Annotated in this window: 22 protein-coding genes; 9 read left to right on the top strand and 13 right to left on the bottom strand. The window is 71.9% G+C overall.

Features of this window, described 5'->3' with window-relative positions; all coding sequences use genetic code 11:
• Positions 1-185 precede the first annotated feature (185 nt).
• The 4 genes from AC6I72_RS33340 to AC6I72_RS33355 all read right to left on the bottom strand — a co-directional run bounded on the left by AC6I72_RS33340 (position 186) and on the right by AC6I72_RS33355 (position 4,475).
• A complete protein-coding gene (locus AC6I72_RS33340; RefSeq protein ID WP_498005185.1) occupies positions 186-881 on the bottom strand; it encodes a rhodanese-like domain-containing protein in 696 nt (231 codons plus the stop codon).
• Positions 882-1,234: 353 nt separating this feature from the next.
• Entirely contained in the window at positions 1,235-1,864 is a 630-nt protein-coding gene (locus AC6I72_RS33345; protein WP_498005186.1) for a DUF4291 domain-containing protein, read from the bottom strand.
• A 139-nt stretch (positions 1,865-2,003) separates the two neighbouring features.
• Positions 2,004-2,918, bottom strand: a complete 915-nt coding sequence (locus AC6I72_RS33350; protein ID WP_498005187.1) for an MBL fold metallo-hydrolase — start codon at positions 2,916-2,918, stop codon at positions 2,004-2,006.
• Between the two features lie 153 nt (positions 2,919-3,071).
• Positions 3,072-4,475, bottom strand: a complete 1,404-nt coding sequence (locus AC6I72_RS33355) for an MFS transporter (RefSeq protein WP_498005188.1) — start codon at positions 4,473-4,475, stop codon at positions 3,072-3,074.
• A gap of 290 nt (positions 4,476-4,765) precedes the next feature.
• On the opposite strand from AC6I72_RS33355, the gene AC6I72_RS33360 reads away from it, so the two are divergent.
• From AC6I72_RS33360 to AC6I72_RS33370, 3 genes are all read left to right on the top strand, one after another.
• Positions 4,766-4,975, top strand: coding sequence for a hypothetical protein (locus tag AC6I72_RS33360; protein ID WP_037853426.1), 210 nt, complete (start codon positions 4,766-4,768; stop codon positions 4,973-4,975).
• Positions 4,962-6,353, top strand: coding sequence for an amidase (locus AC6I72_RS33365; protein WP_498005189.1), 1,392 nt, complete (start codon positions 4,962-4,964; stop codon positions 6,351-6,353). The genes AC6I72_RS33360 and AC6I72_RS33365 overlap by 14 nt, the downstream gene beginning before the upstream one ends.
• Positions 6,354-6,570: 217 nt before the next feature.
• The gene (locus tag AC6I72_RS33370) at positions 6,571-7,134 is read left to right on the top strand and encodes a TetR/AcrR family transcriptional regulator (RefSeq protein ID WP_498005190.1); all 564 of its coding nucleotides are present in this window, start codon (positions 6,571-6,573) and stop codon (positions 7,132-7,134) included.
• A gap of 132 nt (positions 7,135-7,266) precedes the next feature.
• On the opposite strand, the gene AC6I72_RS33375 is transcribed toward AC6I72_RS33370, so the two are convergent.
• Positions 7,267-7,554: a hypothetical protein gene (locus AC6I72_RS33375; protein WP_498005191.1), complete on the bottom strand. Its 288-nt coding sequence runs from the start codon at positions 7,552-7,554 to the stop codon at positions 7,267-7,269.
• A gap of 435 nt (positions 7,555-7,989) precedes the next feature.
• Between AC6I72_RS33375 and AC6I72_RS33380 the strand changes: the two genes are divergently transcribed.
• The gene (locus AC6I72_RS33380) at positions 7,990-8,373 is read left to right on the top strand and encodes a hypothetical protein (protein ID WP_498005192.1); all 384 of its coding nucleotides are present in this window, start codon (positions 7,990-7,992) and stop codon (positions 8,371-8,373) included.
• Here AC6I72_RS33380 and AC6I72_RS33385 read toward each other — a convergent pair.
• On the bottom strand, positions 8,351-9,031 hold the full coding sequence (locus AC6I72_RS33385; protein ID WP_498005193.1) for a TetR/AcrR family transcriptional regulator: 681 nt from the start codon (positions 9,029-9,031) through the stop codon (positions 8,351-8,353). The two genes, AC6I72_RS33380 and AC6I72_RS33385, sit on opposite strands and share 23 nt — an antisense overlap.
• Positions 9,032-9,131: 100 nt before the next feature.
• Between AC6I72_RS33385 and AC6I72_RS33390 the strand changes: the two genes are divergently transcribed.
• Positions 9,132-9,518, top strand: coding sequence for a nuclear transport factor 2 family protein (locus tag AC6I72_RS33390; RefSeq protein WP_498005194.1), 387 nt, complete (start codon positions 9,132-9,134; stop codon positions 9,516-9,518).
• A gap of 40 nt (positions 9,519-9,558) precedes the next feature.
• Here AC6I72_RS33390 and AC6I72_RS33395 read toward each other — a convergent pair whose 3' ends face one another.
• The 4 genes from AC6I72_RS33395 to AC6I72_RS33410 form a co-directional block, all read right to left on the bottom strand.
• The gene (locus AC6I72_RS33395) at positions 9,559-10,479 is read right to left on the bottom strand and encodes an RNA polymerase sigma-70 factor (protein WP_498005195.1); all 921 of its coding nucleotides are present in this window, start codon (positions 10,477-10,479) and stop codon (positions 9,559-9,561) included.
• Entirely contained in the window at positions 10,476-11,681 is a 1,206-nt protein-coding gene (locus AC6I72_RS33400) for an NAD(P)/FAD-dependent oxidoreductase (protein ID WP_498005196.1), read from the bottom strand. The genes AC6I72_RS33395 and AC6I72_RS33400 overlap by 4 nt, the downstream gene beginning before the upstream one ends.
• A 212-nt stretch (positions 11,682-11,893) precedes the next feature.
• The gene (locus AC6I72_RS33405; RefSeq protein WP_498005197.1) at positions 11,894-13,462 is read right to left on the bottom strand and encodes an alpha-L-arabinofuranosidase B; all 1,569 of its coding nucleotides are present in this window, start codon (positions 13,460-13,462) and stop codon (positions 11,894-11,896) included.
• 401 nt (positions 13,463-13,863) lie between these two features.
• Entirely contained in the window at positions 13,864-16,266 is a 2,403-nt protein-coding gene (locus AC6I72_RS33410) for a M4 family metallopeptidase (RefSeq protein WP_498005198.1), read from the bottom strand.
• Between the two features lie 155 nt (positions 16,267-16,421).
• On the opposite strand from AC6I72_RS33410, the gene AC6I72_RS33415 reads away from it, so the two are divergent.
• Positions 16,422-17,381: a LysR family transcriptional regulator gene (locus AC6I72_RS33415; protein ID WP_498005199.1), complete on the top strand. Its 960-nt coding sequence runs from the start codon at positions 16,422-16,424 to the stop codon at positions 17,379-17,381.
• Positions 17,382-17,574: 193 nt separating this feature from the next.
• Entirely contained in the window at positions 17,575-18,555 is a 981-nt protein-coding gene (locus AC6I72_RS33420) for an intradiol ring-cleavage dioxygenase (RefSeq protein WP_498005200.1), read from the top strand.
• 131 nt (positions 18,556-18,686) lie between these two features.
• On the opposite strand, the gene AC6I72_RS33425 is transcribed toward AC6I72_RS33420, so the two are convergent.
• Positions 18,687-19,097: a RidA family protein gene (locus AC6I72_RS33425; RefSeq protein ID WP_498005201.1), complete on the bottom strand. Its 411-nt coding sequence runs from the start codon at positions 19,095-19,097 to the stop codon at positions 18,687-18,689.
• Between the two features lie 74 nt (positions 19,098-19,171).
• Here AC6I72_RS33425 and AC6I72_RS33430 point away from each other — a divergent pair, with 74 nt between their 5' ends.
• A complete protein-coding gene (locus AC6I72_RS33430) occupies positions 19,172-19,546 on the top strand; it encodes a winged helix-turn-helix transcriptional regulator (protein WP_498005202.1) in 375 nt (124 codons plus the stop codon).
• Positions 19,547-19,928: 382 nt separating this feature from the next.
• On the opposite strand, the gene AC6I72_RS33435 is transcribed toward AC6I72_RS33430, so the two are convergent.
• Positions 19,929-21,443, bottom strand: coding sequence for a monooxygenase (locus AC6I72_RS33435; protein ID WP_498005203.1), 1,515 nt, complete (start codon positions 21,441-21,443; stop codon positions 19,929-19,931).
• A 65-nt stretch (positions 21,444-21,508) separates the two neighbouring features.
• On the opposite strand from AC6I72_RS33435, the gene AC6I72_RS33440 reads away from it, so the two are divergent.
• Positions 21,509-22,174, top strand: a complete 666-nt coding sequence (locus AC6I72_RS33440) for a TetR/AcrR family transcriptional regulator C-terminal domain-containing protein (RefSeq protein ID WP_498005204.1) — start codon at positions 21,509-21,511, stop codon at positions 22,172-22,174.
• Positions 22,175-22,583: 409 nt separating this feature from the next.
• Here the strand turns inward: AC6I72_RS33440 and AC6I72_RS33445 are convergent, their stop codons facing one another.
• A complete protein-coding gene (locus AC6I72_RS33445) occupies positions 22,584-23,147 on the bottom strand; it encodes a dihydrofolate reductase family protein (protein ID WP_498005205.1) in 564 nt (187 codons plus the stop codon).
• Positions 23,148-23,297: the final 150 nt, after the last annotated feature.

The raw sequence follows: 23,297 nt of genomic DNA on the forward strand, positions 1-23,297 counted from the left end.
AGCGGAGAATTCCGAGCGGGGTGCGAGGCGGATGAATCGGCCGGCCGGACGCGTGCCGGCAAACATGGCGTCGGTATCAGCTGCCGGCAGGCCGGCAGGCTCATACCGACGCCTGCCGTCAGACTCACGCCGGCAGAGGCATGCGGACAGACGCATGCGACGGTCATCCGCCGGTTCTGCTTCGGTCAGTCCTCGCGTGCCGCGGCTTCGGCACGGGCGTCGTTGCTCAGGGGACCCGCGCGCTCGGGAAGGGCGACCGGCAGCCCTGCCGCCTCCCATGCCTCGAGGCCGCCTGCCACGCTGTAGACGGCGGAACGGCCCGCGCGGATCGCGTGCGCACCGGCCCGCACGCTGCGTGCGCCCGTGCGGCACACGAAGGCCAGCGGGCCGTCCGGCAGACCCGGCAACGAGTCCGGGAACGTGCTGAGGGAGACGTGGACGGCGCCGGCCGGGTGACGCGCGGCCCATTCATCGTCTTCGCGGACGTCGACCAGCGTGAGGTCACCGTCCAGGACGCGGCGGCGTGTCTCGGCAGGAGACAGGTGGACGGGTGTGTGTCCGTCACCGGGTTCCGGGTCCTGCCGCGGGGCGGGCAGGACCGTCCGGATCGCCTCGTAGTTCGAGGCGTGGGCGACGGCTATCTGCTGCCCCAGCATCGGGCAGACGTTCATCGCCTCTTCCCAGTGAGCGGTGGACTCCCATTCCGCCACGTTGACGAGATGGAACCTGCTCCCGGGAACGATCGTGCGGAACATGTACGTCCGGATGAACCCGGGTTGAGCCGCCATCACGTCGGCGGCATCCTGCCAGGCGTCCAGGTAGGAGCTTTCCTTCTCTTCGTCGATCTCGATCGGAATGATCACGACATGGCGATTTTCCATCCGCCGACTCCTCTGCGTGCAAGGAACTGGTGACTGCTGGTGCAGCACTCCGGCCGGGGATTACGCAGCGAACAAGGGAAACGACCGGGTCTGCAGTCCACGGGGCACCGGCTCCGCGGTGTGAGCCGGTGCTTCCGAACGCAGCCTGCGCCCAGCCGTCCGCGAGCAGCAATCAACCTTGCTGAACCGGCAAGTGGGCGGGCCCTGGCCCGCTATGACGTCGTTGAGGAGGTGCTGCACGCACCGCGCGCCGTGTGTGGTCGGCGGCCGTCGCGGATGTATCCGTCGTTCGGGCCGGCGCGAGCCTGCGTGACGGTGCCGACCGACCCGGTGAGGAACGCGGCGGGGGCCGCCTACGGGCGCAGGTGGGCCAGAACCTCATCGCTCACGGGGTAGGGGCCTTCATGCGGCAGGAGTTGCCGGGCGACGTCCAGTTCTCCGTCTCGTACATGAGCGTGGATCACGCGGGCCAGCGGTGTGACATCGGTGAGGGAGACGATCCACTCGTCGGCGTAGAGACGGGCGGCTTCGCCCGCGAGGCCGAGCTGGAGCGAGCGGTAGGGAAGCGGCTGAAGGTGCAGGTCGCGCTCGGGGTCCCACTGCACCCGGGCAGGAGCCCGCTTCAACTGCCGTTTCCACACGTCGTGTTCGGCGTGGAGTCCGCGTTCGTAGTGGGACAGGCAGGCGTGCCGCAGGGCCCACTCGAAGCCGTCCCGGGTGATCTCGACAGCGAGGACGTTCTCCTGGCCTTCCTTGGTGCCCCATCCGCAGCGGTACATCATCCACAGGAATGACGGCTTGATCCACGTCATCCGATCCCGCCGCCACTCCGCCGGGAATCGGCCGTCCCGGGCTGCTGCCCGGCCGATCTCCGGGCTGTACGCCTGGTAGACAGTGATCGTGGAGTCCGTGTGAAGGGCTCGGATCCGGTGCTTGGGTTCTGTCACCGGACCAGGGTGATCGCACCGCCGCGTGCACGCCATCGAATTACCGCGGCCTTGCGTGCGCAGCGGCGGTGCCGGCGTGGCCCGTGTCTGCGGGGAGCTTGCCGGGGTGTCTCCGGTGGTGGCCGGCGGGCGTCTCCCGTGGCGGCCGGGTGGTCTTCGGGCCGGCAGCCGCTCGTCAGTGCGCGTCGGGGTGGACGGGCGAGAGGCGGTAACCGTTCTCGTGGCGGGTGACATGGCCGGCTGTGGGCGGGGCGAAATGGGTGCCCAGGACGAGGGTGTCCGTGCCGGCGAGGGAGTCGAGCAGGGTGCGGCGCGAGGTCTCGGACTGCTGGGGGTCGATGTCGACGCACGCGCCGATGGCGGGGTGGGCGAACTGGACGGGGTGGTGGATGCAGTCGCCGGTGATCACAGCCGTCCGGCCGTGACTGGTCAGTTGGACGGCGACGTGTCCGGGGGTGTGCCCCGGTGTGGGGAGCAGGCGCAGCCCGGGGACGATGCCTGCACCGTGGGCGGGGACGTCGACGAGGTCGAGCAGCCCCGCCTCCTCCACCGGGATCACGGAGTCCCGGAACATCTGCGCGCGTGCTTCGTCCATGTCGTACCCGGCCCAGAACTCCCGCTCGGTGCGGGCGGTCAGGTAGCGGGCGCGGGGGAAGGTCGGAACCCAGTCGCCGTCCGCCTTCCGCGTGTTCCAGCCGACGTGGTCGGCGTGCAGGTGGGTGAGGATCACCAGGTCGACCGAGTCCGGGGGGAACCCGGCGGCGGTGAGGTGGTGGAGGTAGCCGGTGTTCAGGTCGTGCCAGGCGGGGTTGGCCCGCTGCTTGCCGTTGCCGATGCCGGTGTCGACCAGGATCCGCAGACCGCCGAGGGTGAAGGCGAAGCTGTGGCTGTCGATGCGGAGGGTGCCCTCGGCGTCGGCGAAGTGGGGGTGGAGCCAGTCCTGCGCGGTGACGAGGTCCGGGGTGGCGTCGGGCAGCAGCCAGGGGCCGGTGGCGGGCGGCAGGGGGGTCTCGTCGATGCGGTGGACGGTGACGTCCCCCACGGTCCAGGAGGCCGCGGCGGTCGGGTGGGGGGTGGGTGCGGTGCTCATGATCGGGCTGTCCTTCGGGTGTCGCTGCGGAGTGTCGTTGCGGGGTGTCGTTACGGAGTGTCGTTACGGAAGGTCGTTGCGGGAAGGTGTCGGGGTGTGTGGTGCCGGTGCGTGCGATGTCGCTGCGTGCGGTACCGGAGCGCGGGGGTGTCGTCAGGTGTGGGCGTCGGAATGTGCGGTGTCGGTGTGCGGAGGCGCTGGTGCGTGCGCTGCCGGGGCGTGCGCTGCCGCGGTGCGCGGTTTCGGTGTGCGGGGGGCCACCGGGTGGGCGGTGGCGAGGCATGGGGTGTCGGTGCGTGCGGTGCCTTCGGGTGGGCGGTGGGCCGGGGTGCTCCTCGACACGCCGAGTGCGGCCAGGGCCGCGACGGCGAGCAGGGCGGCGGTGAGGGCGTAGGCATGGGCGGTGGCGCGCAGCCCGTAGTGCCCGGTGGCGGCGCCCGCGGCGACGGCGGGCAGGCTCATGGAGAGATAGCTGAGGGCGTAGTAGGCGGCCAGGGTCGCGGCACGGTCCTGCTCGTCGAGTGAGGCGAGTGTCATGCGCAGCGCGCCCTGGGAGACGGCGCCGAAGGCGGTCCCGGCCAGGGCCGCTCCGCCGTAGAGGGCGGGCAGGCCGGCGCCGTGCAGAGCGCTCAGCGTCAGAGCGCCGGCGGGCAGGACGGCCAGGCTGCCGCCCGCGGCGACGGCGCGCGGCGCCGCCCGGCGCAGCGTCCACACGGTCACGGTGGCAGCGGCGGTGAGCGTGAAGAAGACCATGCCGCCGGCCTCCTGCGGGGCGCCGGGAGCCACCAGGCGCACCAGCGCCGGCCCGAGGGAGGAGTAGAAGCCGCCCAGGGCCCAGACGGCGACGACGCCGGTGCCGCCCGCGAGCAGGGCGCGCCGGGCCGGCGGTGGCACGGCGAGGTGCGGGTGCAGGGAGCGCAGGGCGCCGGGGCGCGGTCGGGCCGTCTCCGGGGTGAGCACGACCGCGACCGCCTGGGCTGCGAAGAGGACTGCCAGCACGGCGTAGACGGTGACGGCCGGGGCGGGGGCGAGACGGATGAGGAGGGTGGAGGCCAGGACGCCGGCGGCCATGCCTGCCACCGGGGCGATGCTGTTGGTCAGGGCGGACCGGCCGGGGCGCCGGGGGTCCGCCAGGTCGAGGAGGGCCGCGCCCGCGGCACTGGTGGCCGCACCGGTGGCCGCGCCCTGCACGACACGGGCGGCGATCAGTGCGCCGGCGCCGTCCGCCGAGGCCAGCAGCACCATGGAGACCACCTCCGACGCCAGGGCACCGACCAGGACGGGGCGCCGTCCCAGGTGGTCGGAGAGCGCTCCGGTGGTGAGCAGGGCCAGCAGGAGGGTCAGGGAGTAGGCGCTGAAGACCACCGTGACGGTGAGCGCGGACAGGTGCCAGGCGTCCTGGTAGTGGGGATAGAGCGGCGTGGGCGCGCTCGATGCCGCGAGGAACGTGGCGAGGACCGAGGCGTTCAGGGCGAAGGGAGCCCCGGGGCGGGCCGTGCGGGTGCGGACGGCCGGGGAGGGGCCGGACGCCGGTGCTCGTGGTGTGACGGTGGGCATGGGACTCCTCTGCTCCTCACCGCTAAAAGCTATTCGTTTGCGTTTATTCACCGTAGACCCTACAGTGGGCTAACGCAAATACTTAGCTTTTGCGGTCGCCGGTAGCGCGCCGCGCGCTTCGCCCCTCCGGCGAACCTCAGAACGTCAGAACCTCAGAACCCCAGAACGTCACGCAGCAAACCCGCGGAGCCCACGCAGCCCGCGAGGCCCGCGATCCGTCCGAAGCCCACCGAAAACCCGCGAAGTCCGCGAAGCCCGCGGAGCTTCGAAGCCCGCGAAGAAGGAAGTTCATGTCCGCCGCAGAACTCACCCCGCCCGAAGCGGCCCGCTGGGCCGCCCGTGGCGGGCTCCCGTTGCCGGCCGACCGCCACGCCGCGGTCGCAGCCACCGCCGACCACATCCACTCCGTCGTCGCCGTCCTGCGCGAGCTGGACTTCGGCGACACCCCGCCCGCCCCCGCCTACCGAGCGGGACAGGAGACGCACGATGCAGCCGTATGAACTCACCCTGACCGCAGCCGCCGACGCGATCCGCACCCGGCAACTGTCCCCCGTCGAGCTGACGGACTCCGTCCTGGAGCGCATCGCGCAGCGGGAGCCGCACCTCCAGGCCTACGTCAGCGTCGTCGCGGACCGGGCCCGAAGCGCCGCGCGGGACGCCGAACACGACATCGCGGCCGGCCGCCACCGCGGTCCGCTGCACGGCATCCCCATGGGCCTCAAAGACCTGATCGACGTGGCGGGTTCGGCGACTACGGCCAGTTCCCGCGTCCGCGCCGGCCACCGCGCGCACACCGACAGCACGGTCGCCGCCCGCCTGGCCCGGGCCGGCGCGGTCCTGCTGGGCAAGACCCACACGCACGAGTTCGCCTACGGCCTGACCACCCCGCAGACCCACAACGCCTGGGACACGGACCGGGTCGCCGGCGGTTCCAGCGGCGGCTCCGCCGTCGCCGTCGCCGCCGGCATGGCCACCTTCGCCCTGGGCACCGACACCGGCGGATCCATCAGGGTGCCCTCCGCGCTCAACGGCGTGGTCGGCCTCAAGCCGACCTACGGCCTCCTCCCCCGCCACGGCGTCACGTCGCTGTCCTGGTCACTGGACCACGTCGGCCCGATCACACGCACCACCGAGGACGCGGCCCTGGTCCTGACCGCCCTGGCCGGGCACGACCCCCGCGACCCCGCCTCCCTGTCCGCACCCGCCACGGACTACCGGCCGCGGGCGGGCACGGACCTGACAGGACTGCGGGTCGGCGTGCCGCGCACCTACTACTTCGACCGTGTCGACCCCGAGACCGAAGACGCCGTCCGCCGCGCCATCGACCAGCTCCGGGACCTCGGCGCCCGCCTCGTCGAGGTGGAGATCCCCATGACGCGCTACATCCGGGCCATCCAGTGGGGGCTGATGGTGCCCGAGGCCACCGCTTACCACGAGACCACCCTGCGCACGGTCCCCGACCTCTACCAGGCCGACGTCCGCATCCTCCTCGAAGCGGGCGAACTGATGACCGCCGGGGACTACCTGCGCGCCCAGCGCGCCCGCACCCTCCTGCGGCAGGAATGGGCCCGTATGCTCGAGGAGGTCGACCTTGTCGCCGCCCCCACCGTCCCGACCACCGCCGTCAGAGCCGGCCAGGAGACCATCACCTGGACCGACGGCACCGTCGAAGGTGTCTCCGACGCCTACGTACGCCTCTCCTCCCCCGCCAACATCACCGGAACACCGTCCCTGTCCGTGCCCGTGGGCCACGACAGCGCAGGACTGCCGATCGGCATGCAGCTGCTCGGGCGGCCGCTCGAGGAGGACGTGCTCCTGCGGGCCGGCCACGCCTACGAACAGACCCGGCCCGCCTCCGCCCTCGCGCACACCGCGTGAACGAACCGCCGGACCCCGCGGCAGCGGCCGGGTAGCGGTCGCGGGGTACGTGGTGCGGGGTGCGGAGTGGGGTGCCGAGTGCCCGGGGGCGAGGCGGAGCAGCACCCGAGGGTCTCCCGCCCGCCGAACCCGCGCGGGCCAGGTGGGGCGGGAGCCGGCCCCGCCCCCCGGCCCCACCCCCCGCCAGACGCAACGAATTCGCTTTAAGATGGTCGCCATGAGCAGGCAGATGGTACGCCCCGGCGGACGCAGCGCCCGCGTCCAGGCGTCGGTACACACCGCCGTACGCGAACTCGCCTCGGAGGTGGGCCGCGACGCCCTGACCGTACCGATGATCGCCCAGCGCGCCGGCGTCACGCCGTCGACCGTCTACCGCCGCTGGGGAGACCTGCAGGAGCTGCTCTCCGACGTAGCGGTCGAGCACCTGCGCCCCGAGACCGCGCCCGGGGACCACGGCACCCTGGCGGCCGATCTGACGGCCTGGGCCGAACAGTTCCTCGACGAGATGTCCTCCCCGGCCGGCCGCGCCTACATCCGCGACGCCCTGCTCGGCGACCCCGACGGCGGCAACGCCGGCCAGTGCTCCGCCTACGCAGCCCAGCAGATCGACCTCATCCTCACCCGCGCCCGCGAACGCGGAGAGGAGACACCCGGCACCGAGACCGTCATCGACCGCATCGTCGCCCCCCTCATGTACCGCATCCTCTTCCGCCCCCAGGAACTCAGCACCCCCTACGCACACCACCTCGTCAGCACCCTCCTCGACCCCACCGCTCCCTGACCCCAGCCGCTCCATCACCTCAACCGCCCCACGACCTGAGCCGCCCCCTGGCCTCAGCCGCTCCACGACCTCACAGAGCCCGTCCCGCTCAGAGCCCGCCCCGGGGGCCGGGAGCCCCGGCGGAACGCGCCGTCAGGCGGTGCTGTCACAGACCCGTTCAGCCTCGGCGGCGGTCACGCTGCGCCGGACATCGGCGTCCGCGAGTTCCTGGCGCCCGGCGGCGCCCGGGTGCCCGCCCGCGGCGATCTGGGCCTCGTAGGCCTTCTTCGTCTCGTCGAAATCCTTCCGGGCCCGGTCCGCGGCCGCCTGCGCGCTCGTGCAGTCGTCGGTCGTGGCGGCAGCCGCCGGGAGCATGGTGAGGGGAAGCGCCAGAAGTACGGCCGCGGCGGCCGTACCGGCGAGCGAACGGATCGATTCCATGTCCTGGAACTCCCTTGCCCATGGCGCACCTTGCTGGTGACGCACGTTGTCGGGGGCGCACACACACGTTGTCGGGGACGCACCCCTGCTTGTGGCGTCCCTTGTGCGTGGCGCACCGTGCCCCTTGCCGGGGCACACCCTGCCCGTGGTGCACCGCCCCGCGGTCCGGGGCGCGCCGGTCTCTCCTGCCACCGGATGCCTGCGCGTGGACGCCGGTGTCCGCACACGCCCGGGTGTCCGCACACCACCCTCCCTCCGGGAGACGGGCACCGCCACCGGCGGGGGTCCGCCGTCAGGCCGGCGCGGGTGCCGCACGCCGTCGTGGAGCCTTTCGAGCAGAGCATTCACGTCACCCGTTCGGCCTAACGGAGATGCCGCGCCGGGAGGGAGGCCCTGCACTGGGACGAGAGCGCCGGCCGGCAGTGAGGAGGACACATGCGCGGCACAAGGGCACCCCTCTCCCTCGTCACAGCGGTCCTGAGCGTGGGCCTGTTCGCCTCCGGGGCGGCGGCGAACCCGGCGGCGCAGGTCTCACCGACGACGGTCGAGGCCGGGGGTACGGTCACGATCCGTGTCACCTGCGACACCGGCACGTCGCACACCGTCGACGCCACGTCCCAGGCCTTCCGGGACGGGACGGTGACGCTGCGCCGCACCCAGGGCGCGGTGTACACCGGCCAGGCCACCATCGCCCCGGCCGGGAACTTCTCCTCCGCCGGTCCCGACCCCGTCGGGCGCCTGTCGCAGTGGGGTGTCGACGGCACCTGCCCCGACGGCGGCGCGTTCCGGGCGGGTTTCACCGTGGACCGGGGTCGCTGACGCGGGTGTCGCGGGACCGGGCAGGTGTCTCGTGCGCGGACCGCCCGGTGTGCACACCTGTGGTGTGCGCCGGGGCGGGTTCCGCGGCCGCGGCGTGCCGGTCGTACAACTCGGCGACCAGGGCTCGTGCGTAGTCCTCGTCCGTTTCCGGGATGGAGAACACCACCCTGAAGTAGAGGGGCGCGACCACGCGGTCCAGCACCTGCTCCAGCGCGGGGGTCGCCTCCCCCCGCCGGGCCGCGGCCTCCAGGGCCGCGTGGAACCGGGTGCTGACCCGCTCCAGGCACTCGCGCAGCCCGGCGCGGCGCTCGTCGACGTCCGGTGCGACTTCGGCGCGGAAGAACGCCACGCCTCCCGGCCGGGACAGGTCGGTGAGCGTCCACACGGCGGCCTGTTCGAGGTCCTTGCGCAGATCACCGAGCAGCTCGGGCGTCCCCTCGTCCTGCCGCCGGGCGGCCACGTCCGCCAGGAGGGCGGAGGTCGTACCCCAACGGCGGTAGACAGAACTCGGGTTGACGCCGGCGCGGCGCGCCACCGCGGGGATGGTCACCTTGTCGGTGCCGACTTCCTGCACCAGTTCCACGGTCGCCCGGTGCACGGCGGCGCGCACCCGGGCGCTCCGGCCTCCGGGGCGGCTTTCTTTGCTTTTGGCGGTCACCCCCTCAGTTTAAAGCAATGATTTGCGCTTTAGTGCACCACCCTCCTAGAGTCGCTTAAAGCGGTGATCGCCGCGTTAAGTAGACTTCCCGAGGAGACCCATGTCCCACTACGAGGCCCAGTACCAGCTCGGCAGGACATTCCACTCCTGCCTCGCCGCCGGCGACTGGGACGGCATCCGCGCCCTGCTCACCGACGACGCCACCTGGACGCTGCCCGGCGACAACACCATCTCCGGTACGGCCGACGGCGCCGAGGAGGTCGTGGAGCGGGCGAAGAAGATCGCCTCCTACGGGCTCGACTTCGAACTGCTGCACATCCTGGTCAGCCGCGAGAACATGGCCCTGTCCCTGCACAACACCGCCCGCCGGGGCGAACTCCGCCTGGACGAGCACCTCTCCACCGTCTGCCGCCTGCGCGACGGCAGGATCGCGAGCATCGAGACGTACTTGTCCGACGTCGCGGGCATGAACGCGTTCTTCGTCTGAACGGGGAACGCCCACCGTGGCGGTCCGGCCGGGACGGCGCTCACCGCGTCCCGACGTCGTACGGGGTGCCATCGGTGACGGCCCGGAGTTTGTCCGGGTTGGCCACGTTGTGGAGGGCGGTGATACGGCCCTCGGTGTCGAAATCGAAGGTGAGGGTGGCGATCACACGTCCCGGCCCGCTGAACACCACGCCCGGCCCACCGTTGATCTCGGCGAGTTCGGCTCTCATGTCGGCGGGCTCCACGCCCTGGTAGGGGACGGTGCCGATGGCCGCGAACCAGGCGGCCACCGTGGCCGCGCCCACCACCGGGCGCAGGGCCTGGCGGACCTTGCCGCCGCCGTCGGTCCACAGGGTGACGTCCGGGGACAGCAGCTCCATCAGGGCGTTGACGTCCCCGCCGGTCGCGGCGGCGAAGAACCGCTCGGTGGTCTCGCGCTGCCGCCTGCGGTCGGCGGTGAAGCGCGGCCGCCGGGCCCGTACGTGCTCGCGGGCCCGGTGCGCGGCCTGCCGCACCGCGGCTTCGGAACGCTCCACCGCCTCCGCGATCTCGGCGTGGCTGAAGCCGAATACTTCCTTCAGCACGAACACCGCGCGCTCCAGCGGGCTGAGCGTCTCCAGCACCACCAGCAGGGCCATCGACACCGACTCGGCGCCCGTGACGGCCTCGGAGGCGTCGCCGCCGGTGAGGATGGGCTCCGGCAGCCACGGTCCGACATAGGTCTCCCGCTTGTGCCGGGTGGACCGCAGCCGTTCCAGTGCCAGGTTCGAGACGATCCGCGTCAGGTACGCCCTGGGGTCGGCCACCTGCGAGCGGTCGGCGGCGGACCACTTGATCCAGGCGTCCTGGACCGCGTCCTCGGCGTCGGCCGCGCTGCCGAGGAGGCGGTAGGCCACGGAGAACAGCAGCCGCCGGTGCTCGTGGAAGACCTGCTGGTCGGGCTGGGCGGACAGGTCGGTCACTTGGCCCTCCGGACCCGGGTGAAGCGGCCCCCGCGGGGCCAGAACGCGCCCGAGGCGGGCATCTTCTTCATACGGCCGTACGTGGGCCAGGGCGATGCGGTCACCGTCTCCTTGTACCGGACGGCCGCCCGTCCGGTCAGGCAGATCCGGCGCGGGCTGTCGTCGGGCCGGGTGAACTGCACCACTGCGTCGCCTCGTCCCAGGCTCACCGGCGTGTGGTAGTAGCCGAACCGGAACGGCTTGGGCCGCTTGCTCCTGAGCACTCGGTCGATCGACAGCGCGGCGTGCACCCCGGTCGGCATGCCGCCCTGGCAGGTGCCGTGCAGGACGCCGTGGCCCTGGCGGACCGCGGCCGCGTCACCGATCGCGTACACCTCGGGGTGGGACACCGACCGCAGCGCGGGGTCGGTGACGATGCGCCCGCGCTCGTCGACGGTCAGCCCGGCGGCGGCCGCCAGCCGCGACCCCCGTGTGCCGCCGGTCCACAGGACCGCGTCGGCAGGGACGCTCTCCCCGCCCACCAGTTCCACCGCGCCCGGCAGCACCTTGGCCACCTCCACGCCGGCCCGCACCCGGACGCCCAGCCGGTCCAGCGCGGTGCGCAGATACGCCTTGGCCCTGGGGCTCATGGCCGCGCCGGGCTCCTGTGCGCCCAGCAGCACGACGTTCAGCCGCGGATGCCGTTCGGTGATCTCCGCGGCCGACTCGATGCCGGTCAGCCCGGTGCCGGCGACCACCACCGTGCCGCTGCCGAGCCGCGCAAGCCGGCCGGCCAGCAACTCGGCGTCCTGGGCACTGCTCAGGGTGTACGCGTGGTCCTCCGCTCCCGGCACGGCCGAGGTGTCGGCGATCCCGCCCAGTCCGTACACCAGCGTGTCGTAGGGCAGCACCCGGTCGTCGTCGATCCGCACGGTCTTCGTGCCGGCGTCCACCGCCGTGACCCAGCCGCGCACGAACCGCGCGCCCGTGCCCTCCAGGAGGTGCGGGACGCTCAGCTCGGCGAGCCGCTGCCCGGTCGCCGTCATGTGCAGCCGCATGCGTTCGGTGAACCGCTCCTGCGCGTTCACCACGGTCACCCGCACGTCCTCGTGCCGCCGGGCGCGGGCCGCGAGCTGGACGGCCGCGGCCATGCCCGCGTAGCCCGCCCCCAGGATCACCACGCGGTGGGTGCTCGCCGTGCCGGTCTCCTGCTGTGCGCTCATCGTCACGTCCTCCTCGGCTCACTCACTGACGCCCACCAGATGGGCGCAGAGGGTCCGGACGTGACATGAACCGAATGTGATGCGCGCCACAGCCTGACCGTCCCGGCTGGACGCCCCGGCCAGTACGTCCCCGACGTCGGTCCCCGGCGCACCGGCCGTCCGGCTGCGCCACCCGGGGCGGGTGGCGCAGCGTGTGCGGTGCGGGTCCGGCGTCAGGCCCAGGGGGAGGTCACGGCCCAGCTCGTGTCGTCGGGCCAGGCGGTCGCGCTGTCCCAGTCGTGGGATCCGCCCTGGCCCGCGATGTAGGCGGCGTAGTCGTAGTGGCGGACGAAGTCGCTCGGGTAGTTGGCGGATCGCAGCGAGATGCCCTGGCCGTTGTGACCGGCCTGCGGACAGAACGTGGCGTCCTGCTGGGCGAGCCCGCCGTCGATGCTGTCGACGCGCAGGCGGAAGTCGTAGTGGCGCAGGTACTGCCCCGGCTTGTCGGCGGACTCGAACGAGACGCAGGAGGCGTCGCCCAGGCCCGCGCGCACGATCCAGGTGGCGGCGGCCCTGTCGGCCGGGGCACTGGCGGAGGAGACCGTGGCGATGGAGGCGTTGGTGCCGGCGCTGTCGTGCCGCAGGTACTGGCTGGTGCAGCAGGCGGTGGTGGCTCGCAGCGAGACGCGGGAGCCCACGGTGAGTGCGCTCGCCGCGGAGGAGGTGGCGTAGCCGACCGCGTTGATGCCGGCCTGTACCGCGTTCTCGGTGGCGGCCGAGGGGTAGCCGGAGGTCATGACGCCCTCGTAGAAGGTCCCGGCGGAGCTGTTGCTGTTGTCGCCGCCGATGCCGAGGATGATGGCTCCTTCCTTCTTCATCGGGTTGTAGCCGGTGGCGTTGGGGCGCGGCCCGTCGTAGGAGGTGGAGAGGCCTCCGGACTGGGCGTTGCCGGACCGGATCGCCCAGTGGTTCGGTCCGCCCTTGACGACGGCGGTGAGGAAGCGGTGGCTGACGCTGGGGTTGTTGGCGTTGTAGCCGCGGTCGGCCCCGGAGAACAGGCCGTTCTCCAGGTCGGCCATGACCCAGGGGCCGTTGCCGGTGCCGTAGCCCCAGACCTTGATGTTGCCGAAGTAGACGGTCTCCATGTGACCGTTGCCGGTGTCCCGGCTGCTGGTCTCGGCGTTGCCGTAGTCGAAGCAGCAGCCGCCGTTGTAGTGGGTGCCGTCGAGGACCGCGTACATGCCTTCCGGCTGGTCCCCGGTCGCGATGCCGTTGGTGCTGTTGTCGCGGTATCCGGTGCCGGGGGCGATGAAGACGCCGTACGCCTTGTGGCCGCCCACCGTGACCGGAGCGGCGGACGCCTCGGCGAGGTTGTCGTATCCGCCCGCGGCGGGGCCGGAGAACCCTCCGGGCGGTGCCTGGGTGAGGTGGTTGCCGCGGCCCGACTGGTCGTAGATCACAGTGATGAGGCAGCTCGTGCGCGCGCAGAAGGAGTCCTGTGCGGCGGCGTCGGCGTAACCGCCCGCGCTCAGCACGCCGATGTCGCGGGTGGCTCCGTCCGAGGCGCGTTTCACCTGGTAGAGGCGGCCGTTGTAGGCGGAGTACAGCGCACGGGTGGTGCTGTGCGCGGCGACGCAGGGCGTACCGCCGGCGGCGTACAGGTCACAGGGCAGTGAGCCGGCGGCCATGGCGGTGCCGCCCGCCGAGGTCTGCACACCGAGCACCGCGCCGGCCAGGGCCAGCACCAGGGCCAGTACGGCGAGCGGCCTGCCCCGCCATGCACGGGACGTTCTCATGGACATGAGTGGTCTCCTGGGAGTGGGACGACGGTGGGGCTCCCCCGGCAGGGCCGGACAGCCCCGCGGGTCCTCCGTCCGACGGCCCGGCCCCCGGCTCGCCGGGGGGCACGGTGGAATCCGGAGCGGGGTCGCCGCTGCTGATTGTTCGACATATCGGACGGAGTTCGGTTAACCGGTCAGAAGGTAGGGCGCAGTCGCGTACACGTCAATGGAGTGAGCGGACATCGCGCGGAGCCTGACCGCTTCAAACGTCTCGACTCGGCCGTTTTGAGGAGGCGTTCGGAGGGGCGGTGATCCGCGTCCCGGCGGCTCCGCGTCCTCCTCCCGCGGCCGCCGCCTCACCCGTGAGCGGGCACGGACCCGCACCCGGGGAGGGCGTGCGGGTCCGTGCCGGCGAGTGTTGCTCAGCTGGTCGTCAGGGCGGTGTCGTCCACGACGAAGTCGGTCGCGAGGTAGGCGTCCTCGACGCCGGTGAACTTGAGCGTGACCGTCTGGCCCGCCAGGGAGGACAGGTCGAGGGACTTCTGGCTGTAGCCGGAGGCCGCGTTGGCGTTCGAGTACGTCGCCAGGGTCTTCGAGCCGGCGGTCACCGTCAGCTTGTCGTAGGCGGTGCTGCCGGTCTCCGCGGTGTCGACGTGCAGGTAGAAGGTCAGGGTCGCCTTGCAGCCCGCGGGGACGGTCACCGTCTGGGACAGCGTGTCGGTGTGCGCGGAGCCCCAGCCGTTGAGCCAGGCGGTGTAGGAGCCGCTGTGGGCCGGCTCACGGGTGTCGTTGGTGATGACGCCGCTGTTGGTCCAGCCGGTGTTGCCGGACTCGAAGCCCGGGTTGGCCAGCAGTTGCGTCGAGGTGCAGCCACCGCCGCCACCGCTGGTGCTGACGGTCCAGGTGAAGGCCGCGGTGCCGGTGGCACCGGTGGAGTCCTTCACGGTGACGGTGGTGCTGTAGGTCCCGGCCGTGGTGGGCGTTCCGGAGATCACGCCGGTGGAGCTGCTGATCGACAGGCCGGTGGGCAGGCCGGAGGCGCTGTAGGTGAGGGCGCCGCCGTTGGTGCTGGACGCCTGGACCTGGAGGCTGACCGCGGCGCCCACGGTGGAGGACTGGCTGCCCGGGTTGGTGACCGTCACACCGCTGCTCGGCGGGGTGATGTGGCTGCCGACGTTGATGCCCGCGAACGCGTTGCCGACCGCCGCGTACTGCGCGGAGTCGGCGCCGTACAAGGCGGAGGCGGCGTTGAGGGCCGCGGTGCGGGCACCGGCGTAGTTGGTGCTGGACGTCATGTACGACGTCAGCGCCTTGTACCAGATCCGCAAGGCGGCGTCACGGCCGATACCGGTGACGGCCACGCCGTCGGAAGTCGGGCTGTTGTACGTGACACCGTTGATCGTCTTGGTGCCGCTGCCCTCGGACAGCAGGTAGAACATGTGGTTCGCGGGGCCCGAGGAGTAGTGCACGTCCAGGTTGCCGAGGGAGGAGGACCAGGAGTCGGCGGAGTTGCCGTCCTTGCTGGGCTTGTCCATGTAGCGCAGGGGGGCGCCGGTGCCGTTGATGTCGACCTTCTCACCGATGAGGTAGTCACCGGGGTCGGACGAGTTGTTGGCGTAGAACTCCACGCCCGTGCCGAAGATGTCGGAGGTCGCCTCGTTGAGACCGCCGGACTCCCCGCTGTAGTTCAGGCCCGCGGTGTTGGAGGTGACGCCGTGGCTCATCTCGTGACCCGCGATGTCCAGCGAGGTCAGCGGGTCGTTGTTCCCGGTGCCGTCGCCGTAGGTCATGCAGAAGCAGCTGTCGTCCCAGTACGCGTTGGCGTACGCGTTGCCGTAGTGGACGCGGGAGTAGGCTGCCTGGCCGTCGTTCTTGATGCCGTTGCGGCCGAAGGTGTTCTTGTAGAAGTCCCAGGTCTCCTGCGCGCCGTAGGCGGCGTCCGCGCCGGCCGTCGCGGCGGTGGAGTTGGTGCCGTCGCCCCAGGTGTCGCTGCTCTGCGAGAACAGGGTGCCGGTGCCGGAGGTGGCGTGGTTCAGGTTGTACGTCCTGTGGCCGCCGCGCGTGGCGTCGGTCAGGCTGTAGGACGAGCCGGACTGGGTCGTGGTCAGCGAGACCTGGCCGCTGTAGCGGGTGTTGCCGACGCCGGTCTCGATGCCCTGGTACCGGTACAGTTCCTCGCCGGTGGTGGCATCGGTGATGACGTGCAGCTCGCTGGGCGTGCCATCGTCCTGGAAGCCGCCGATCACGGTCTCCCAGGCGAGCTTCGGGGTGCCGCTGCCGGCCCAGATCACCTTGCGGGCGCTGTCGGCGGCGGGCTTCGTGGCGTCGAGGGCCTTGGCGGTCTTCAGCGCCTTGCTCTCGGCGGCCGCCCTGGCGACGGTCGCGGTGGTGGAGGACACCGCGATCTTGTGCTTGTTGTTGTACGTGGCGTTCACGGTGCCGGCCGCGAGCGAGGCGGGCGGGGTGTGCACGACGAGGTCGCCGCCGAGGACGGGCAGGCCGTCGTAGGTGCGCTCGTAGTGGGTGTGCAGCGTGCCGTCGGCGTCCTTGACGACGTCCTTGACGACCAGCTTCTCCTTGGCGCCGAGGCCGAGGGTGCGGGCGGTGCTGGCCGTCTTGTCCTGGGCGCTCTGGATCAGGGCCTTGTGCTGGGCCGGGCTGAGCTTTGCCTCCAGGGCGCCGGTGCGCAGCGGGCTGAGGTGGTGCGCGGCAGCAGGGGCGGAACTGCCCTCGGCGGCCGCGGCGGTGGTGCTCGCGAGCGTGCCCGCGAGGCCCGCCGTCAGCGTGAGCGCCGCGAGGGCCACCGTGAGTCTGGTGGGGTGCACGTCTGCTCCAGTTTCGTAACGGGGAGTCAGTGGGATGCGCCGAGTATGAGCGTGGGCATGGCAAAAAAGGGACCTCCCATCGGGCATAAGACCGGTGTTATGACCAGCCGCCCGAACCCCTCCAGGCCGTCCGTCGCCCTGCATATGCTGGTGAAATGCAACTGGAGTTGAGGCATCTGGCAGCCGTCCGCGCGATTGCGGAAGCGGGCAGTCTGGGGCGTGCGGCGGTTCGGCTCGGGGTGTCCCAGCCGGCTCTCTCCGCGCAGCTACGGCGTATCGAACAGGTCACGGGCGGCGAGCTGTTCGTCCGCGGCAGGAGCGGCGTCGAGCCCACTCCGCTGGGCGAGTTCGTGCTGTCCGTGGCACGCCGGGTGCTCGGCGAGATGGACGCCCTGACCGCCGGAGCGCGAGCCGCCGCACCGCATCCGGCACTGCGGCTCGGCTGTGTCCAACTGGTGCTGGTGGACCGGCTGTTCGGGCGCCTGGAGGAGGAACTGCCCGGCCATGAGGTCGACATCGCCATCGAGCACTCGGCGACGACGCTCACCCGGATGCTCGGTGCCGGGAAGTACGACGCGATCCTGTACGGGGAGGTCGGCGACCACGAAGTGCCGCTCCCCGACGGCGTGGCGGCCCGCACCCTCATCCCGAAGGAACCCGCCTGCGTGCGCCTGTCGGCCACCCACCCCCTGGCCGGGCAGGAGGAGATCGAACTCGCCGACCTGGCGGGCGAAACCTGGACGGCGCTGACCGACGACGGCGACGGCGGCCCGGAGGCCATGGCCGACGTCTGCCTCCAGGCCGGCTTCACGCCGACACTGCGCTACCGGATCGCCGACCGCAAGATGCGCTGGGAACTGATCGCCGCCGGACGGGCCATATCCATGTGCCAGCCCACCTCTCCGCATGTCGAGGGAACGGTCCTGCGCCCGCTGGCCGGCGACCCGCTCACCGAACGCATCCGGATCGCCTGGAACCGGTCCGCAGTCACGGAGCAGCGTGCCGGGCTGCTGTACCGGGCGGCGGGACGCTCCTACCTCGACAGCATCCCCACCAACACCTTCTACCGCACCTGGTGGGAAGCCCGTCCGGAGCTGCACCCGGTCCTCGACTGAGCGCACCCGCGGACCGCGGCGGGGATGCCTCCTTCTCGGTGCAGGACGGCTCCAGGAGCTCCGTCCCGGACGTGATGCTCCGTCATTTCAGCGCTGCGGTAAGGACGTTGACGCGTCAACGGGTGGTGTTCCATATGAGATTCACAGACTGGTTCATATGAGATCCACAGACAGCGCTCCTACTGTCCTGCACATGCCGAGACTCTCCCCCGAAGAGCCTGACAACGCCCTCGTCTCCCGACTCGTGTCCCGCCGCCGCATGCTGGTCCTGGGCGGTGCGGCCGGCGCCGTAGCCCTCAGCGGCGCGGGTGCCGCCGCGAGCGCCGCCGACCGCAACACCGCCGGCGCCGGCACTCTCGAATCGGTGAAGGCGGCCGCCTCCGCGTCCAGCGCCTGCATGACGCTGACCACGGAGCAGATCGAGGGCCCCTACTACATCGACTACGAACTCTTCCGGAAGAACGTCGTCGAGGACCGCACCGGGATCCCGCTCCTCCTCGTGCTGCGTGCCGTGGACAGCGCGACATGCAAGCCCCTGCGCAACTCGGCCGTCGAGATCTGGCACTGCGACGCGTCCGGCGTCTACTCGGGCTACACCCAGATCGGCAACGGCGGTGGCGGCGGCACGCCTCCCGGCCCGCCACCCTCCGGTACGCCGACGACGCCTCCAGGCGGTCCAGGGGGCCCGGGCGGCGGCAGGGGCGGCCACGCAACCCCGACCGACGACCTCACGTGGCTGCGCGGCATCCAGATGACCGACCACCAGGGGTTCGTCACCTTCCGGACCATCTTCCCCGGCTGGTACACAGGCCGCGCCGTCCACATCCACACCAAGGTGCACACCGGTGGCTCCCGGACCTCCGACGGCTACACCGGCGGACGCACCTGTCACACCGGCCAGTTCTACTTCTCCGAGGACTCGGTGAAGGCCATCACCACCATCGCCCCCTACTCGGCGAATCCCGTCACACGCGTGACTCTCGACCAGGACTCGATCTACCCGAAAACCGGCACGCAGGGCGGTCTGCTCAAGCTCGTCCACGACAAGAGGCACCTCGAGCGCGGCGTCATCGGCTACCTCACCATGGCGGTCGACCCCAGCGCCACGGGCAACGGCGAGGGCACACCCGGCGGCGGCCCGCCCCCCACCGCCCTCCCCTCACCCTCCGTCTGACACGACGACGCCGGCACACTCCGCAGACAGAGCGTCCCGGGCCCGTACCCGCGCCCGGTCCGGACCCGGCACCGGGCGCCGGCGGCCGGGTGACGGCGGCCCGGTGGCGGGGGAGGCCGGGCCCGAAGGGGTCAGTCCAGGATCGCGGTCGCCTCGACCTCGACGAGCACGTCCGGCTCGAAGAGGTACTCGACGCCGATGAGTGAGGCTGGAGGCATGGGAGTCCGAAGGCCGATCTCCTCGGCCACGGCCTCCACGCCGGCCATGAGGTCGCCGATCTTCTCCGGGGCCCACCGGGTCACGTAGAACGTCAGGCGCAGCACGTCCGCGAACGACGCGCCCGCCCCCGCCAGTCCCACGGACGTGTTGCGCAGTGCCTGGGCCACCTGGCCGGCCAGATCACCGGGCGCGACCGGAGTCCCGTCGGCCTGGCGCGCGACCTGTCCGCTGACGTGGACGTGCTTCGTCCCGGTGCCCACGGCGACGTGGTGGTACGGGACCGGCCGCAGCATGCCTTCCGGCGTGAAGTGCTGAACAGTCATGGGTTTCGCCCTCCAATAGGTATCTTGAAGCTACCTAGTGGACGAAGGACACTTCAACGAAACCAGGTTTCGCCATGGATACCGCCGACGGACTCCACATCGACACGCCCCACCGTGAACTGCTCGACCAGATCCTCGACAAGTGGTCGCTCAGCGTCCTCAACGAGCTGTGCGAGCGCCCCTGTCGCTTCAACGAACTGCGCCGGGCCGTCCCCCAGGTCACACAGAAGTCGCTGACCGCGACGCTCCGGCGCCTGGAACGCAACGGCGTGGTCGAGCGCGAGGTCGTCTCCACCCGTCCCGTGGCGGTGAGGTACCGGATCACACCGCTCGGCAAGACCCTGCGGCACCCCGTCGACGTGCTGCTGGCCTGGGCGTCAGAGAGCATGCCCGCCATCGAACGCGCCCGCGAAGACTTCGACGGACGCGAGGAAGAGGCCGTCCTCTGAGACGTTGCCGACCCCCGCCGTTCACCCGCCGGGCGCCCCGCGGAACCGCGCGGCCACGTCGCCGCACTCGCCGGCCGGCATACGCCCCGGCGCCCCGGCCCGCCAGGCCAGTGCGGCACCGTCACCGCCCGTGGCCTGCAGACCCGCAAGGAGCAGCCGGAGTGCGGACACGTGCGCCGTCGGACCCTGCGGCAACGCCCCTTCCAGCGGCACAGGGGACTCGCCCGCATCTGCGGGGCTCAAGGCGTCGCGGCCTCCCTGGGCAACGGCACGGCGCACGCCTGTGTGCCGAGCGGCGTCCTCACTCCGACAAGGCTTCGCGTCCGCCTCGCGCATCAGGTCACTGACGCGGTTCACAGGCCTGATCAGCTTCTTCCAGGGGTCACGAGGGCGTACCCGCCCAGGCGGTCAGCGCCTGGACCCGCTCGTCCCGGCGCGCGCCGCTGTCGGTGGTGCGGGTGGCCCACGCTACGTGGCCGTCGGGGCGTACGAGAACCTCGGTGACCCCGTCGAGGTCCGCGTGCTCGTCGTACTTGTCAACGGTGACCGCCGTGACCCGCGAGCCCCAGCCTGCATCGACGGCCTCCCGAAGGGCCGGGTCCCCGGCCGGAGCGAGCAGGACGAATCGGCCCGGGGCGAGCAGTTCGTACACCCGTGTCGCCTCCGAACCGGCGGCGGTCAGCCCGACGTCGGGCATACGCCGGCCCACCAGCGGGTCGGCGCCCGGGTCCGCCGGCGGGTAGTGGGTGCCGAGCGCCGAGACCTGATCGGCGAGCCACCGGTTGACCTCCGCCATGCCCAGCAGATCGTCGAAGAGCTTGCGCAGGGCTGCCGCCGGGCGCTGGTAGCGCGCGATCAACGTCAGCTCCGCCAGCAGGGTCTGGACCTGGGTGTTCTCGGTCACCGACCGGCCGACCGGCCGCCGCTCCCCGTCGTAACTGTCCAGCAGCCCGGGTGGGGCCCAGCCGTTGACCGCGGCGGCCAGTTTCCACCCCAGGTTCATGGCGTCCTGGAGGCCGGTGTTGAGCCCCTGGCCCGCTGCGGGGAAGTGGATGTGGGCGGCGTCGCCCGCCAGCAGGATGCGTCCCGAGCGGTAGCTCTCCGCGAGCCGGGTGGCATTGCCGAAGCGCGACAGCCAGCGCGGCTCGGCGATCCCGCAGTCGGAGCCGGTGATCCGGCTGAGCGACGTACGGAACTCCTCCAGAGTCACGGGCTCCCGGGCCGGCACCCGCAGCCGCTCCGGATCCAGGTAGACGAACCGGGTGAGCCCTCCCTCCAACGGCGCGACGATCACGCCCCGGGCCCGTGCCCCGTCGAGGGCGCCGGGGCGTGCGTCGACGACCGCGAAGTCTCCGAGCACCCCGGTCAGAGTCTCGTCGGTGCCGGGGAAACCGATTCCCGCGGCCTGCCGCACGACGCTACGTCCGCCGTCACACCCGACCGCGTAGAGACCACACACGGTCTCGGTGCCGCCGCCGGGGACGCGCGTCTCCACCTCGACTCCGTCGCCGCCCTGGCGCACGCCGAGGGTCTCGTGTCCCCGGCTGATCTCCACCCCCAGCTCGTGCGCCCGCTCCTCGAGGATCGCCTCGGTGCGCGCCTGGGCAAGGAAGAGGGTGTAGCCGTGCCGGGAGTCGAGGGTGCTGAAGTCCAGCTGGGTGCGCAGCCCCGCGAAATGCCAGCCCGGCACGGTCCGGCCGAGCGGGAGGAACCGGTCGAGCAGCCCGCGCTGGTCCATCAGTTCCACGCTGCGCGGGTGCAGGCTCAGCGCCCGCGAATCGCGCTGCGGTACGGTGCGCCGCTCCAGGATCCGGGTCCGTACACCCGCCAGCGCCAGCTCGCAGGCAAGCATCAGCCCCGTCGGGCCCGCACCCACGACGATCACGTCGGTGTTCATCGGAGATGACCTCCTCTATTTAGTGAACGACGTTCACGTGAACGGCGTTCACTATAGTGAGGTCCATGAGCTCCCCGTCAACCCCGGCCCGAGGCCGGCCCGCCAGACTCGACCAGGCCCGCACCGTCCAGACCGCCCTCGACCTGCTGAACGAGTCCGGTCTCGACGCGCTGACCATGCGCCGGCTCGCCGACGCGATGGGCGTCCAGGCCGGTGCGCTGTACCGCTACTTCGCGACCAAACAGGACCTGCTCACCGCGATGGCCGAGCGCATGGTCGTCGGTGTCGCCGACGCCGCCGGGCCGACGAGCGACGGTGACTGGAGCCAGAGAGCGGCGCGCCTCGCCCGCGCGCTGCGCACGGCCCTGCTCGCCCATCGCGACGGCGCACGCGTTTTCACCGGCACGCACTCGACCGGCCCGAACACCCTGGGCTTCGCCGACAGCCTCGTCGGCGTGCTGCGTGAGGCGGGCTTCGGCGACGGCGAGGCCGCGCGGGCGCTCTACGCGGTGGCCAACTTCACCGTCGGCCACACCCTGGAGGAACAGGCCGCCCTCCGGCCGGGGGACGGGGGGCCCACCGACGCGGGAGCCCTGCACGAGGCGGTGGGGGCCGGGACGTATCCGCACCTCGCCGCCACGCTGCCGGTGCTCACCAGTACGGACTTCACGGCACACTTCGAGTTCGGACTGCGGCTGCTCCTGGACGGACTGCGTGCCGTCCGCCGGTGAGCCCGGTGGCGGTGACGCCCCCCGGTCCCCGCGCGGCGTGACGCCGCCCTCCGCCCGTCCCGGAGGCGCGGGGCCCGCGGCGGCCGTCCGGCCGGGTGCTCGCGCGGGCCGGCGGCCGCGGTCCCGGCCGGAGCGGCGTCGTGCACGCCGTCGACCGCGTAGAGGCGCCGGCCTGGGCGCCGGTGCTGCCGCTGGACCGGCGCCGGAACGGCGCCGGAACGGCGCTGGACCGGTGCTGGACGCAGCGAAGCAGCCGGGTGGACGGCTGGGCTCGCTGTGCGGTGCGGCTGCCGAACTCGGCCCCGTCCTCCAGGGTTTCGACCACGGTTTCGATGAGCCGCGACCGCCGGTGCCGGGGAGCAACGAGTGCCACCGCGTCGTTCTTCCCGGGGCCCGGCGGACGAGCCGGTTAGCGCGCCACTCGGTGGCGGAGGTAGACGACTCCTGAGCCGAAGGCGCGGGTCTCGACGAGTTCGAGGTCCACCCGGTGCTCGTCCCGGGGGAAGAACGGAATGCCACCGCCGACCAGCACCGGGTGGACCACGGCCCGGTACTCGTCGATCAGACCCGCTGCGGCCGCCTCTGCGGCGAGGGTCGCGCCGCCGATCGCGATGTCCCCCTCCCCCGGCTCGGCCCGCAACCGCTCGATCTCCTCCGCCAGAGCGCCGGAAGCCAGGCGGGCACGGCCCTGCACCGCGGACAGCGTGGTGGAGAACACCACCTTCGGCAGCGGCTTCCAGAGCGCGGCCCACTCGAGCATGGAGTCGTCGAGCGAGGGGTCCTGATCCGCGGTCTCCCAGTACAGCATCGTCTCGTACAGCCGTCGTCCCAACAGGTGGACGCCGACCTCTCGGATCTCGTCGATCCAGAAGCGAAACACCCCCTCGTCGGGCGCCGACCAGTCGAAGTCGCCGTCCGGCCCGACGATGTAGCCGTCGAGTGAGACGTTCATCGAATAGGTCACGCTGCGCATCAGAAGCCCTCCTCGCTGACGGGTTCGGCAGTACGACCGCCGGACGCCCCGGAACTCATCGTCGCTCGCGGGGCTCCTGGACCGTGCCCCCATGAGACTGTCCGAGGTGCTCACCTCGCCGGCTGAAGCGCTCAGTCACATCGATCCGAA

The organism is Streptomyces sp. Xyl84 (genome assembly GCF_059731885.1).

What these genes read in the sequence shown, in the direction of transcription:
- AC6I72_RS33405 (WP_498005197.1), bottom strand. Translation starts at nt 13,462, where the DNA reads ATGTCCATGAGAACGTCCCGTGCATGGCGGGGCAGGCCGCTCGCCGTA.
- AC6I72_RS33440 (WP_498005204.1), top strand. Translation starts at nt 21,509, where the DNA reads ATGAGCTCCCCGTCAACCCCGGCCCGAGGCCGGCCCGCCAGACTCGAC.
- AC6I72_RS33430 (WP_498005202.1), top strand. Translation starts at nt 19,172, where the DNA reads ATGGATACCGCCGACGGACTCCACATCGACACGCCCCACCGTGAACTG.
- AC6I72_RS33370 (WP_498005190.1), top strand. Translation starts at nt 6,571, where the DNA reads ATGAGCAGGCAGATGGTACGCCCCGGCGGACGCAGCGCCCGCGTCCAG.
- AC6I72_RS33400 (WP_498005196.1), bottom strand. Translation starts at nt 11,681, where the DNA reads ATGAGCGCACAGCAGGAGACCGGCACGGCGAGCACCCACCGCGTGGTG.
- AC6I72_RS33435 (WP_498005203.1), bottom strand. Translation starts at nt 21,443, where the DNA reads ATGAACACCGACGTGATCGTCGTGGGTGCGGGCCCGACGGGGCTGATG.
- AC6I72_RS33350 (WP_498005187.1), bottom strand. Translation starts at nt 2,918, where the DNA reads ATGAGCACCGCACCCACCCCCCACCCGACCGCCGCGGCCTCCTGGACC.
- AC6I72_RS33355 (WP_498005188.1), bottom strand. Translation starts at nt 4,475, where the DNA reads ATGCCCACCGTCACACCACGAGCACCGGCGTCCGGCCCCTCCCCGGCC.
- AC6I72_RS33420 (WP_498005200.1), top strand. Translation starts at nt 17,575, where the DNA reads ATGCCGAGACTCTCCCCCGAAGAGCCTGACAACGCCCTCGTCTCCCGA.
- AC6I72_RS33390 (WP_498005194.1), top strand. Translation starts at nt 9,132, where the DNA reads ATGTCCCACTACGAGGCCCAGTACCAGCTCGGCAGGACATTCCACTCC.
- AC6I72_RS33380 (WP_498005192.1), top strand. Translation starts at nt 7,990, where the DNA reads ATGCGCGGCACAAGGGCACCCCTCTCCCTCGTCACAGCGGTCCTGAGC.
- AC6I72_RS33445 (WP_498005205.1), bottom strand. Translation starts at nt 23,147, where the DNA reads ATGCGCAGCGTGACCTATTCGATGAACGTCTCACTCGACGGCTACATC.
- AC6I72_RS33365 (WP_498005189.1), top strand. Translation starts at nt 4,962, where the DNA reads ATGCAGCCGTATGAACTCACCCTGACCGCAGCCGCCGACGCGATCCGC.
- AC6I72_RS33345 (WP_498005186.1), bottom strand. Translation starts at nt 1,864, where the DNA reads ATGGCGTGCACGCGGCGGTGCGATCACCCTGGTCCGGTGACAGAACCC.
- AC6I72_RS33375 (WP_498005191.1), bottom strand. Translation starts at nt 7,554, where the DNA reads ATGGAATCGATCCGTTCGCTCGCCGGTACGGCCGCCGCGGCCGTACTT.
- AC6I72_RS33340 (WP_498005185.1), bottom strand. Translation starts at nt 881, where the DNA reads ATGGAAAATCGCCATGTCGTGATCATTCCGATCGAGATCGACGAAGAG.
- AC6I72_RS33415 (WP_498005199.1), top strand. Translation starts at nt 16,422, where the DNA reads ATGCAACTGGAGTTGAGGCATCTGGCAGCCGTCCGCGCGATTGCGGAA.
- AC6I72_RS33425 (WP_498005201.1), bottom strand. Translation starts at nt 19,097, where the DNA reads ATGACTGTTCAGCACTTCACGCCGGAAGGCATGCTGCGGCCGGTCCCG.
- AC6I72_RS33360 (WP_037853426.1), top strand. Translation starts at nt 4,766, where the DNA reads ATGTCCGCCGCAGAACTCACCCCGCCCGAAGCGGCCCGCTGGGCCGCC.